Here is a 12,880-nt window from a genome sequence, read left to right on the forward strand (position 1 = left end):
TTTGGAGTGACTTTGGGATGCCGTGGCTCCCTGTTATCCAAGCGTTTTTAAAAGTGCTCACTGCCATAACAATAAAATGCACATGGAGTAGCGTCGATGACATCAGTAAACCAGTTCTGGCGCCGGGCTAAACTGCCTCTGGCCGTCAGCCTTGCCTCTACGCTCGCCGGGCCTGCATTCGGCGTCAGTTTCAACGTTGGTGAAATCGAAGGTCAGTTCGACTCTTCCCTGTCGATCGGTGCGAGCTGGTCTACCCAAAGCCCCAACAAGAACCTCATCGGCGTCAACAACGGCGGCCGTGGCCTGTCCCAGACCTCCGATGACGGGCACCTGAACTTCAAGAGCGGCGAGACCTTCTCGAAGATCTTCAAGGGTATCCATGACCTTGAGTTGAAGTACGGCGACACTGGCGTTTTCGTCCGTGGCAAATACTGGTACGACTTTGAACTCAAGGACGAAAGCCGTCCGTTCAAGGACATCAGCGACAGCAACCGCAAAGAAGGCGCCAAGTCGTCTGGCGGTCAGATCCTCGATGCATTCGTCTACCACAACTACTCGGTTGCCGATCAGCCGGGCTCGGTTCGTCTGGGCAAGCAGGTAGTGAGCTGGGGTGAAAGTACTTTCATCGGCAGCGGCATCAACTCGATCAACCCGATCGACGTGTCCGCGTTCCGTCGACCAGGCGCCGAGGTCAAGGAAGGCCTGATCCCGGTCAACATGTTCTATGTGTCCCAGAGCCTCACCGACAACCTGTCGGCGGAAGCCTTCTACCAGCTCGAGTGGGACCAGACTGTCGTCGACAACTGCGGCACCTTCTTCTCCCAACCGGACATCATTGCCGACGGTTGCGACAATAACCTGCGCGTGCTGAACAAACGTTCGACCATTCCGGCCGCGGCTCTGCCTACGCTGACCCGTCTGGGCGTCAACGTAGACAACGAAGGTGTGCTGGTTCGCCGTGGTGCGGATCGCGATGCACGTGACAGCGGCCAGTGGGGCGCGTCGCTCAAATACATGTTCGAGCCGCTGGACACCGAGTTCGGTGCCTATTTCATGAACTACCACAGCCGTGCGCCGATCTTCAGCGCCACAGGTGCCCCAGCATCGGTCTATGCCGGCGCAGCGGCCCTGCCGGCAGCCTTCCGTGCACTGGCGCCACTGATCGTCGCGGGTAACTCGAGCTATTTCGTCGAGTATCCGGAAGACATCCGCCTCTATGGCCTGAGCTTCTCCACCACCCTGCCTACCGGTACGGCGTGGAGCGGTGAGGTCAGCTACCGTCCGAACGCACCGGTGCAGCTCAACTCCACCGACATCCTGTTCGCCGGTGTGCGTCCGTTGGGCGGCGCGCTGACCAATGCTTCGCTGCTGACCGGTGTACCGGGCCAGGACTTGCACGGCTATCGCCGCAAGGAAGTGACCCAGTTCCAGACCACCCTGACGCACTTCTTTGATCAGGTCATGGGCGCCAGCCGTCTGACCCTGGTGGGCGAAGTGGGTGTCACCCACGTTGGCGGTCTGGAAAGCACTTCCGACGTTCGTTATGGCCGTGATCCGGTCTACGGTCCTGGCGAGCTGCCTGCCACTGGCGGTGCCAACACCTGTGTGGCCCTCAACACCAGCACCATCAACGGTGCCGGCCCGGGTACCCCGACCAACAACGTCGCCCGTAACTGCAACGACGATGGCTTCACCACGGCCACCTCCTGGGGTTATCGCGGTCGTGCCATCTGGGAATACAACGACGTGTTCGCTGGTGTGAACCTCAAGCCTAACGTGGCCTGGTCCCACGACGTTGACGGCTACTCGCCTGGTCCTGGCGGCAACTTCGAGGAAGGTCGCAAAGCGGTCAGCCTGGGCGTCGATGCCGAGTACCAGAACACCTACACCGCAAGCCTGGCGTACACCAACTTCTTCGACGGCAAGTACACCACTGTGGATGATCGCGACTTCGTTGCGCTCAGCTTCGGCGTGAACTTCTAAGCACTGTATTTTCAGGACGAACACAAAAATGAAAATAACCAAGAGTCTGTTTCACATCGGTGTCCTGGGGCTTTCGCTGTTGGCAACCGGCGTCATGGCGGCGGTCCCGGCCGCCGAAGCGGACAAGCTGGGCAAGAGCCTGACCCCGATGGGCGCCGAAATGGCAGGTAATGCCGACGGTTCGATTTCTGCCTGGAAGCCGCTGCCAAAGAATGCTGGCAGTGTCGACAGCAAAGGCTTCCTGTCCGATCCGTACCCAGGTGAAAAGCCACTGTTCACCATCACCGCGCAGAACGTCGACCAGTACAAGGCAAAGCTCGCGCCGGGTCAGTACGCGATGTTCAAGCGCTACCCGGAAACCTTCAAGATGCCGGTCTACCCGACCCATCGCGGTGCCACCGTGCCGGATGAAGTGTTCGCCGCCATCAAGAAGAACGCCACCAACACCAAGCTCGTTTCCGGCGGCAACGGCCTGGAAAACTTCGAAACGGCGATTCCGTTCCCGATTCCGAAGAGCGGCGTTGAAGTGATCTGGAACCACATCACCCGTTATCGCGGTGGTAGCGTGACCCGTCTGGTCACCCAGGCCACGCCACAGCCAAACGGCTCGTTCAGCCTGGTGTACTTCCAGGACCAGTTCGTGTTCCGTGACAAGATGAAGGACTACGATCCGGCCAACCCGGGCAACATCCTGTTCTACTTCAAGCAGAAAGTGACTGCCCCGGCACGTCTGGCCGGTGGTGTGCTGCTGGTGCACGAAACTCTCGACCAGGTGAAAGAACCGCGTTCGGCGTGGGTCTACAACGCCGGCCAGCGTCGTGTGCGTCGTGCGCCACAAGTGTCCTATGACGGCCCGGGTACTGCTGCCGACGGCCTGCGTACCTCCGACAACCTGGACATGTACAACGGTGCACCGGACCGCTACGACTGGAAGCTTGAAGGCAAGAAAGAGATGTACATCGCCTCCAACGCCTACAAGCTCGACGATCCGAAACTGAAGTACGCCGACATCATCAAGGCCGGCCACATCAACCAGGACCTTGCGCGGTACGAACTGCGTCGTGTGTGGCATATCGTTGCAACGCTGAAGGAAGGTCAGCGCCACATCTACGCCAAGCGTGACTTCTACATCGACGAAGACACCTGGCAAGCGGCGGTGATCGATCACTACGACGGTCGCGGCCAACTGTGGCGCGTCGCCGAGGCTCATGCCGAGAACTACTACGACAAGCAAGTGCCGTGGTACGCCCTGGAAGCCTTGTACGACCTGCAATCTGGCCGTTACCTGGCGCTGGGCATGAAGAACGAAGAGAAGTCGGCGTATGACTTCGGCTTTACTGCCACCACCAGCGACTTCACCCCGGCGGCATTGCGTCAGGATGGTGTTCGCTAACGAGCGCTGAAACGAGGCCGCATCCTCTGCAAACGCCCCGACTGGTTCGGGGCGTTTTCTTGTGTGTAGACTTTTTGTAGCCATTTGTAGCAATAACCTTCATTCCCTCTTCGTTTACAGCTAGTCTGCGGACATCTGCAACGCCGCCACCCGCAATTCAAACAAGAGCCGGCCATGACTGATCTGTCCCCACCACCCGCTCCCGCAAGCGTCGCTGTCGCTGCGCTGGACGGGCGTTTTTTCCGACCGCCATTGCCCGACGGCCATGTGCTGCGACCTCGACTGTGCGAGCGTCTGAGTGCGGGGCTCGGTGGCCGGTTGCTGTTGGTCAGTGCACCGGCGGGGTTCGGCAAGAGTTCATTGGCGATAGAGTTTTGTCAGGCATTGCCGGCGCATTGGCAAAGTCTGTGGTTGGGCCTGAGCCCGCGAGACAGCGATCCGGGGCGATTCCTCGAGCGACTGCTCGAAGGCCTTCAAGACTATTTCCCGCAGCTGGGCAGGCAATCCCTCGGTTTGCTGAAAATGCGCCAGCGTCATCAACCGTTCGCCTTCGAAGAATGGCTGGACGGCTTGCTCGACGAACTGGCCGTGCACTTGTCCACCGCCACGCCATTGCTGCTGGTGCTGGATGATTATCATCTGGCCCAGGGGCCGGTTCTGGATCGCTGCCTGCAGTTTTTCCTCAATCATCTTCCCGATGGTTTGCTGGTGATGGTCACCAGTCGCCAGCGCCCGGATTGGCATCTGGCGCGGCTTCGCCTGTCACGGCAACTGCTTGAGTTGCACGAACAGGACCTGCGGTTGACCCACGATGAGGCCCTGAGTCTGCTCGACCGGCATAGCAGTTCACTGCGTGGCGAGGCGATGGAAAACCTCATCCAGCGCAGTGAAGGCTGGGTAGCCGGCTTGCGATTCTGGCTGCTGGCAGCCTCCGAGGCCGGTACCGACGGTGCTTTACCCCAGGCGCTTAATGGCGGGGAAGGTCTGATCCGCGATTATCTGCTTGAGGAAGTCATCGATTGCCTGCCCGCCGAGGTCCAGGCTTTTCTCTACGACACCGCCCCTCAGGAACGCTTTTGCAGTGAGTTGTGCGACGCCGTTCGCGACGCCCATGACAGCGCCGAGATCCTGCGCTTTCTGGCGGCGCACCAGGTATTCCTGGTGCCGTTGGACGAGCATGGCCACTGGTACCGTTATCACCACCTGTTCTCGGATCTGTTGCGTACCCGGCCCACCGCGCAGACGATGGTGCCGGCCGGCACGCTGCATTTGCGTGCCTGTCGCTGGTTCAATGCCCAGGGGCTACTCGATGAAGCGGTGGAACAGGCATTGCGTGCCGGGCATCTGGACGTTGCGGCAAACCTGGTGCAAAACCTTTCGGAGGAACAACTGCTCGCCGAACAGAATGTCGGCATGCTGCTGCGCTGGAAAATGGACTTGCCCGACAGCCTGCTGATCAGCACGCCGCGTCTGATCGTGCTCTACAGCTGGGCGTTGGGACTGGCCTGCCAACTGGATGCTGCCGAGGAGTTGGCCAGTCATCTGAGCCGTTTCCTGCCGGCCCCGTCGGCTACCGCGCAGAAGTCGATGCTGGCGCAATGGCTGGCCCTGAGCGGGATCATCGCTCGCGGGCGTGGCAACCGTGAACTCACGCTGCTCTATTGCACCGAGGCACTCGAAAGCCTTCCCTGCAAGCGTTACGGCCAGCGGCTGATGTGTCTTTCGACATTGTCCAACCTGGCCATTGCCGACGGCGACCTGTGGCGTGCGCGCGGGTTGAATCGCGCTTCTCTGGAGTTGGCACAACGGGTCGGCAACCCACTGTTCGAAGCGCTGGCCCATTATGACCGTGCCCGGGTATTGCAGGCGCGCGGGGAAGTCCTGCGCGCCCTTGCCGAAGTTCGCCAAGGGCTGCAGCGTTTGCAAGGTTTGTCACCGCAACGTCTCTATGCCATCCGCGCCCGGCTGACCTTGTACGAAGGGTTTCTGCTGGCTCTGCGCTTGCAACCACACGCGGCGAGAGCGCGTTTGCAGGTGGGCTTGAACGAGGCTCGCGCCTGTCGCGACATCAGCGTGTTGATCGGCCATTGTGTCATCGCCCGGCTCGAAGGCAGCAGCGGCGAGTTTGCCAAGGCCTTTGCCGAACTGGCTGAAGCCGAACGCCTGATGCACATCTGGGACGTGCCGCCGATCTACTATCTGGCGATGATCACCTTGGTCAAATGCGAACTCTGGCTGGCGCAGGGGCGCACAGATCTTGCCGAAGCCTGGCTGGCGCGACTGGGGCAAACCTACAATGGCGAGCATGCTGCAGCGCCACCGGAATTCCATCCGCAATTGCCGTTGCATATCGAACTGCAACAAGCCCTGCTTGAGGTTATACAGGGTCAGCCGATGCTGGCCGAGGGGCGTTTGAATGTCTTGCTCGAGCAGGGTCAGCAAACCGGGCGGCAGATGCTCAGCGCGATGGCGCTGACGCAAAAAGTGTCGCTGTTGCTCACCACCGGCCGCGAGCCCGAGGCCCGCAAGGCGCTGATCCAGGCATTGGACGCCGCTGGCGGGGGCATACTGCAATCGTTCGAAGGTTTGATGGCAGGGTATCCGGAGTGGTTGCGTGGCCAATTGCAGCTATGCGCGACGACTGAAGTCATACAGAGCCTGACGGAGAAACTGCCTGCTCCGCCCGCGCGTCAGGTGCTGGACCCGGCTCCTGCCGCTGAACAACTGAGCACCCGCGAATTGGCTGTGCTTCGACTGATTGCCCAAGGCTGTTCGAATCAGGAAATCAGTGACCAGTTGTTTATTTCCCTGCACACAGTCAAGACCCACGCCAGCCATATCAACAGCAAACTGGGGGTCGAGCGCCGTACACAGGCCGTTGCCCGGGCCAAGGAACTGGGGGTTCTGGGGTAGGGAATATTTCACATTACACATCGCAGACATTGGCGGGATACTGATGTGTGCGAACATTACCCGTCCCCGTTTACCGAGCAGACCCCGATGTCCCAACACCCCGGCCTCATCCGCGAAACCTTCCCCGTCGGCCCTTTGCAGTGCAACTGCACGATCATCGGCGATCCAGTGACGAAAAAGGCCATCGTTGTCGATCCGGGTGGCAATCATGAGCTGATCCTCGCCCGTCTGGACGCGTTGGGCCTGAAGGTGGTCAGTATCATTCACACCCACGCACACCTTGATCATTTCCTGGCCTCCGGTCAGTTGAAGGAAAAAACCGGCGCCACCTTGCACTTGCACAAGGAAGACCAATTCCTCTGGGACAATCTGGAGATGCAATGCCAGATGTTCGGGGTGCCCTACACGCCGGTGCCATCGCCGGATCGCTGGCTGGCTGACGATGAAGAATTGGCGTGTGGGTGTGGCGTAGCGCTGCATACGCCGGGTCACACGCCGGGTTCGATGAGTTTCTGGTTTGCCGATGCCAAGCTGCTGATTGCCGGCGACACCTTGTTCAAGCGTGGAGTGGGGCGTACGGATTTATGGGGTGGCGATCAGGCGACTATCGTGCGCTCCATCAAACAGCGTTTGTACACCCTCGATGAAGAAGCCGTCGTGGTGGCCGGGCATGGTCCCGATACCCGACTTGGCGATGAAATGCGTGAGAACCCGTTCGTTCGAGCCTGATTTGTAACAGGTGGAATTTTCAGGCATCGAAATGATCCAACGCCCGCAAAGGCCGATGCCTTGGTCTGATGCACCACAGAATGCAAAAAGTAGGAGCTCTTCATGTTCACCACCCGTCGTTTGATTATTGTCGCTACTGCCGTGGCGCTGTTGTCCGGTTGCGCATCGCCCAACCCTTACGACAACCAGGGACAGGCCGATAGCGGCTCCACCGGCATGAGCAAAACCGCGAAGTACGGTGGCCTCGGTGCACTGGCCGGCGCGTTGGCCGGTGCCGCCATTGACCACAACAACCGTGGCAAGGGCGCGTTGATTGGCGCCGCCGTGGTGGGTGCTTCCGCCGCCGGTTACGGTTACTACGCCGACCAGCAAGAGAAAAAACTGCGGGCCAGCATGGCCAACACCGGTGTCGAAGTGCAGCGTCAGGGCGATCAGATCAAACTGATCATGCCAGGCAATATCACTTTCGCCACCGATTCGGCGAACATCGCTTCGAGTTTCTACCAGCCGTTGAACAACCTGGCCGGCTCGCTGAAAGAGTTCAACCAGAACCAGATCGAAATCGTCGGTTACACCGACAGCACCGGCAGCCGCCAGCACAACATGGACCTGTCCCAGCGTCGTGCGCAGAGCGTGGCGACCTACCTGACTTCGCAAGGTGTCAGCGGTGCCAACCTGAGCGCCCGTGGTGCCGGCCCGGATAACCCGGTTGCCAGCAACGCTGACGTCAATGGCCGCGCGCAGAACCGTCGTGTCGAGGTCAACCTCAAGGCGATTCCGGGTCAGCAGTATGGTGCTCAGCAACAGCCGGGCACCGTTCAGCAGTACCCGTAACACCCGCGACATAAAACCTGTGGGAGCGAACCTGCTCGCGATGGCGGTCGGTCAGTCAACATCAATGTTGAATCTGACTGCCCCAACGCGAGCAGGCTCGCTCCCATTTTTTTATGTGCGGCGTTTCAGTTGGCTTCTTTTACCGCACTGAGAAACGCACAGGTACGCTCCTGCTGTGGATGTTCGAAGATCTGCGCCGGGGTGCCCTGTTCGTGGATCTGGCCCTTGTAGAAGAAGCACACACGATCGGCAAACTCCCGGGCAAAGCCCATCTGGTGCGTGACCATCAACATGGTCAGGTTATGTTCGGCGCCGAGCTTGCGGATCACATTGAGTACTTCGCCGCACAGTTCCGGATCGAGCGCCGAGGTCACTTCGTCAAACAGCATGACTTTGGGGCGCATGGCCAAGGCGCGGGCGATCGCTACCCGTTGCTGCTGCCCACCGGACAGCTGCGAAGGGTAATGCCCCAGCTTGCTGCCCAGACCCACCAACTCCAGCAGATCCGCCGCGCGCTCCCGTGCTTCGGCGGGTTTCATGCCCAGAACCTGCACCGGCGCTTCGATGACATTTTGCAATGCGGTCATGTGCGGGAACAGGTTGAAACTCTGGAACACCATGCCGATCTTGCCGCGTACACGGCGGATGTGTCCGTCGTTGGCCGGCACCAGCACGCCATTGCGATTGGGCATGTGCGTCAGCAGATCGTCTTCAACGCGGATCACTCCGTCATCGATGCCTTCGAGGGTCATCAGGACCCGCAACAGCGTGGATTTCCCCGAGCCGCTGGGGCCGATGATCGCGACTTTTTCACCGGGCGTGACGTCCAGGTTCAAATGATCGAGCACGGTGAAACTGCCATAGCTTTTGGTGACATCCTGAAAGCTGACTATCGGCTTGACCGCTTTCGTTTGATGCATGGCCGTGGCCTCTTGCGGATGCAGCGGCGTCAGATTGCCGCGCCGGGAAAGGTCGTTTGAAGTCGAAAGTGGAGAAGTCATTAACGTAGCTCCAGGCGCAGTTCGAGGCGCCGTACCAGATAAGCCAAGGCGATGCTCAGGGCGAGGAAGAACAGACCGACCATGGTGATCGGTTCCAGGTAGCGGAAGTTTTCGGAACCGATGTTCTTGGCCTGCTGCATGATTTCCACCACGGTGATGGCCGACAGCACGGGCGTGTCCTTGAGCATTGCCACCAGGTAATTGCCCAGCGGCGGCAGGATCGGCCGCAGAGCCTGGGGCAGGATGATGTTGCGGTAGGCGCTGTACGGCGCGATGTTCAGCGCGGTCACCGCTTCCCATTGCGCACGAGGAACCGCATCGAGTCCGCCGCGATAAACCTCGGCGATGTAGCAGGCGTAATGCACGCCGATGCCGATGATCCCCACTTGCATGGCCGACAGGCTGACGCCGTAGTTGGGCAGTACGTAGTAAAGGAAATACACCTGGATCAGCAGCGGTGTGCTGCGGATGAACTCGATGACCCCGGCGATCGGCCAGGACAACCAGTACAAGCGGCTGCGCCGGCCGATGGCGAGGAACAGCCCCAGCACAATGGCGATCAGGAAACCGACCAGGGTAATGCCCACGGTGTTGAGCGAAGCGCGCAGCAAATCGGGAAGGATCTGCCAGGCGTATGTCCAGTCGAACAGGGTCATGACAAACCTCCACGCATCCGGCCACGCGCCAGACGCCGCTCGATGCTGCGCATGCCGAGGTTGATCGCTTGTGCCAGGATGAAATACATCACCAGCGCCAGGCTGAAGATTTCCAGGGTCTGGAAGGTAGCCTGATCCAATTGTCGAGCGCGGAAACTCAGGTCGGACAAGGTGATCAGCGACACCAGCGAAGTGTTCTTCAGCAATTCGATCAGCAGGTTGGTGCCTGGTGGAATCGCGGCGAGCAAAGCCTGAGGCAGAATGATTCGGCGAAAGCGTTTGTAAGCGCTGAAGTTCAGCGCGGTCGCCGCTTCGTACTGACCTTTCGCCACGGAGCTGATCGCACCGCGCATCACCTCGGCGCCATAGGCGCCGATGTGCAGGCCCAGGCCGACGATGGCCACACTGTAGGGGCTCAGTTCCAGATTGAACGGTGGCAGCGGCAACACGAAAAACAGCCAGAACAATTGCACCAGCAACGACGTACCGCGAAACACTTCAATGTAGGCGACCGAGAACCAGCTCAACGGCCGCCACGGCGACATGCGCCCCAGCGCCGCCAGAATGGCCGCGACAATTGCCAGGATCGAGCCGAAGAAGGTCACCTGGAGCGTGACCCAGGCGCCTTGTATCAATAGCGGAAGTAATTCACCCATTGTTCACACCTGCGTGGTTCAACATCCGGAGTCAGCAGGGATAGGCATCGCGCCACAGCGCCATGCCTGTCTCGACTATTGAGCGCAGAGCTCGGCAGCCGTTTTGCTGGTCACGTTGGATTTGTCGAAGCCGAACGGGGCGACCGTCTTGAGGTGCTCTTCAGAGCCCAGCCACTTTTTCAGTTCGGCATTGACCGCATCCCGCAGGTCCTTGTCTTCCGGACGGAAGGCGAGGGCGCCGTAACCGGTATGCGACGGGTCATCCTTGAACTCGGTAACCGCTTCGACCTTTTCACCGCCTTTGGCGGCCAAGCCTTTCATGGTCAATTGGGTGCCTACGGCGGCATCGGCGCGACCGGCGCGCACGGCTTGCAACTGGGCGGTGGTGTCGGGCACCTGGAGAATTTGTGCGTCCTTCACCCCGGAGTCCCGTGCGTATTTCAGATTGACCGTGCCGGCCATGATCGCCAGTTTCACATCCGGGTTCTTGGCGATGTCTTCATAGCTGTGGAGGTTTTTCGGGTTGCCTTTGGCGGTCAGGAGGGCATCGGGCAACTGGTACTGCGGATCGGTGAAGATGACTTGCTTGCAGCGTTCGGGCGTGATGTACATGCCGGCGGCAATCACGTCGAAGCGCCCGGCGCGCAGGCCCGGAATCAGCGAGCCCCATTCGGTCAGCACGCCATCGACTTGCTTGATGCCCATTTTGGCGAAGATGACTTTGGCGATCTCCGGCGATTCACCGGTGACCCGGCCATCGGTTTCGGTGAAGGCGAATGGCGTTTCGTTGGCGTAGCCGATGCGAATGCTGCTGTTCTTCGTGATGGTTTCCAGCGTCGTGGCGGCATGGGCGCTGGCGGCCAGACCGAACATCGCACAAGCCACGAACAGGTGACGCAAGACATGGGAACTGCGGGGAATGGAATTGCTCATCGATAAAATCTCCTGTTTCTTGTGGACCCGTCGAAGACGGCTCTGTGGTAGGAGGCAGTGTGACAAGAGCAAAGCGTACGAGAGCCGTTTTCCTGTTGAGCCGAAGCTTTGGGCCACAGTTCCGGTACAGATCGATTGGTTGTTGTTGGCGGCGGGTTCGGCCGCCTGTGCATCGACCTTGGACCGAGCATACAAAAGCCCTGAGCCACATTGCATTGCACTAGGACAATTGCTTTGCATGGTTTCTCGCGGGATGCTGTCGGCACTGGCAAACACGTGGGTTCGGCGCCGATGGACAAGTGGAAGGCAGCACTGCAAATCGCCCGCAGCGGCGAATCGAAATACAAGATCCTGGTGCAGGCGATTGCCGACGACATCGAGCAGGGCGTGCTGGTCAACGATCAGCGCCTGCCGCCGCAACGACAGGTTGCCGATGCGGTGGGCATCAGCGTGCAAACGGTCACCAACGCCTATAAGGAGTTGGAGCGCCAGGGGCTGGTGCGTTGCGAAGTGGGGCGTGGCAGCTTCGTCTCGCGGCGCATGAGCGACCGGGTCGCCACCTATATTCTCGACAGTCCCGAACGCGCGCTGGTGGATTTTTCCATTACGCGGATCATGCACACCCGTGAACATGACCAGTTCTGGCGCGAAACCTGCCGCGAACTCAGTACCGAAGACGATCAGCCGTGGATTCACGCATTCCGTCCGATTGCCGGGTTCGAGTCGCACCGGGAAGCGGCGATGCACTGGATCGCCCGCCAAGGCCTGCGCGTCGAGCGCGATGACATCCTGATCACCAACGGCGCGGCCCACGGAATTTTCCTCGCCCTGGCTTCGCTCGCCGGGCCTGATGATGTGGTGCTTTGCGAAGGTGTCACTGACCACGGCGTGATCGGCAATTCCCAGGTGCTGGGGTTTACCCTCAAGGGCCTGGAAATGGATCGCTACGGCATTGACCCGGAACATTTCGAGGACATGTGCAGCAATGAACGGATCACCGCGCTGGTCTGTACGCCGAACCTGAACAACCCGACCACCAGTCTGATGCCTGACAACCGGCGGCGTGAAATTGCCGAGATTGCCCGGCGTTTTGGTGTGCACATCATCGAAGATGATGTCTACGGCCCGCTTCTGGACGAGCGCCGTGCGCCGCCGATCAGCCATTACCTGCCGGAGCTATCGTTCTATTGCACCAGCATGACCAAATCGGTGCTCACCGGTTTGCGCATTGGTTATCTGGTGATGCCCAAGCGTCTGGCGCTGCGCACCGAAAGCATTTTGCGGGTCAACAGCTGGATGGCGACGCCCATGGTTTCGGAAATCGCCACGCGCTGGATTCGCGATGGCCGCGCCGAGACGCTGGTGGGCGTGCAGCGCAAGCTGTTGAGCGGGCGGCAGGCGATGGTCAGCGAATACCTCGGCGAGTACCTGCTCGGCCAGCATCCCTATGCCTTGAACGCCTGGATCGGCATCCCGCCGCATTGGGAACTCGACAGCCTGGTGCGTGCGTTGCGCCACAAGCATATTGCAGTCACGTCGCCCGACCCGTTTACCGTGCGCGGTACGCCCCGGCCACGGGCGGTACGGGTATGCGTAGGCGCTGAATGCAGTGACGAGGAAATGCGCGATGCGCTGATGGGCATGCGCGAAATCTTTGGTCAGTACCCGCAAATCCACGATTTTTGAGCCGCAAAAGACGTCGAAAAATTTGTCGACTAAATTGCCCTAGTACATTCAGCGCGACAATCCAGCCCTCTTAGACTGCGCCCAATACCTCATCGG

General features: G+C 59.9%; 10 protein-coding genes. 6 read left to right on the top strand and 4 right to left on the bottom strand.

Going from position 1 to position 12,880, the window contains the following annotated elements:
- The first annotated feature begins 96 nt into the window (after positions 1 to 96).
- The 5 genes from D8U73_RS01930 (at position 97) to D8U73_RS01950 (ending at position 7,852) form a co-directional block, all read left to right on the top strand.
- Entirely contained in the window at positions 97 to 1,983 is a 1,887-nt protein-coding gene (locus D8U73_RS01930) for a DUF1302 domain-containing protein (RefSeq protein ID WP_130903582.1), read from the top strand.
- A 28-nt stretch (positions 1,984 to 2,011) separates the two neighbouring features.
- Complete coding sequence (locus D8U73_RS01935) at positions 2,012 to 3,376, top strand: DUF1329 domain-containing protein (protein WP_056853237.1); 1,365 nt, start codon at positions 2,012 to 2,014, stop codon at positions 3,374 to 3,376.
- Positions 3,377 to 3,550: 174 nt separating this feature from the next.
- Positions 3,551 to 6,289 (top strand): LuxR C-terminal-related transcriptional regulator, encoded by a 2,739-nt coding sequence (locus D8U73_RS01940; protein ID WP_130903583.1) that lies wholly within the window; start codon positions 3,551 to 3,553, stop codon positions 6,287 to 6,289.
- 87 nt (positions 6,290 to 6,376) lie between these two features.
- Complete coding sequence (locus D8U73_RS01945) at positions 6,377 to 7,018, top strand: MBL fold metallo-hydrolase (protein ID WP_056853235.1); 642 nt, start codon at positions 6,377 to 6,379, stop codon at positions 7,016 to 7,018.
- Between the two features lie 102 nt (positions 7,019 to 7,120).
- Complete coding sequence (locus D8U73_RS01950; RefSeq protein WP_056853234.1) at positions 7,121 to 7,852, top strand: OmpA family protein; 732 nt, start codon at positions 7,121 to 7,123, stop codon at positions 7,850 to 7,852.
- Positions 7,853 to 7,977: 125 nt separating this feature from the next.
- Here the strand turns inward: D8U73_RS01950 and ehuA are convergent, their stop codons facing one another.
- The 4 genes from ehuA to ehuB all read right to left on the bottom strand — a co-directional run bounded on the left by ehuA (position 7,978) and on the right by ehuB (position 11,098).
- A complete protein-coding gene (gene ehuA / locus D8U73_RS01960; RefSeq protein ID WP_130903639.1) occupies positions 7,978 to 8,772 on the bottom strand; it encodes an ectoine/hydroxyectoine ABC transporter ATP-binding protein EhuA in 795 nt (264 codons plus the stop codon).
- 80 nt (positions 8,773 to 8,852) lie between these two features.
- The gene (gene ehuD, locus D8U73_RS01965) at positions 8,853 to 9,509 is read right to left on the bottom strand and encodes an ectoine/hydroxyectoine ABC transporter permease subunit EhuD (RefSeq protein ID WP_056853233.1); all 657 of its coding nucleotides are present in this window, start codon (positions 9,507 to 9,509) and stop codon (positions 8,853 to 8,855) included.
- Positions 9,506 to 10,165 (bottom strand): ectoine/hydroxyectoine ABC transporter permease subunit EhuC, encoded by a 660-nt coding sequence (ehuC, locus tag D8U73_RS01970; RefSeq protein ID WP_056853232.1) that lies wholly within the window; start codon positions 10,163 to 10,165, stop codon positions 9,506 to 9,508. Before ehuC ends, ehuD begins: the two co-directional genes overlap by 4 nt.
- A 75-nt stretch (positions 10,166 to 10,240) precedes the next feature.
- The gene (gene ehuB / locus D8U73_RS01975; protein WP_056853231.1) at positions 10,241 to 11,098 is read right to left on the bottom strand and encodes an ectoine/hydroxyectoine ABC transporter substrate-binding protein EhuB; all 858 of its coding nucleotides are present in this window, start codon (positions 11,096 to 11,098) and stop codon (positions 10,241 to 10,243) included.
- A gap of 291 nt (positions 11,099 to 11,389) precedes the next feature.
- Here ehuB and D8U73_RS01980 point away from each other — a divergent pair, with 291 nt between their 5' ends.
- Entirely contained in the window at positions 11,390 to 12,784 is a 1,395-nt protein-coding gene (locus D8U73_RS01980) for a PLP-dependent aminotransferase family protein (protein WP_056853300.1), read from the top strand.
- Positions 12,785 to 12,880 lie beyond the last annotated feature (96 nt).

Origin of the sequence: Pseudomonas sp. Sample_22, from assembly GCF_004307635.1 — a bacterium.
GTDB lineage: Bacteria > Pseudomonadota > Gammaproteobacteria > Pseudomonadales > Pseudomonadaceae > Aquipseudomonas.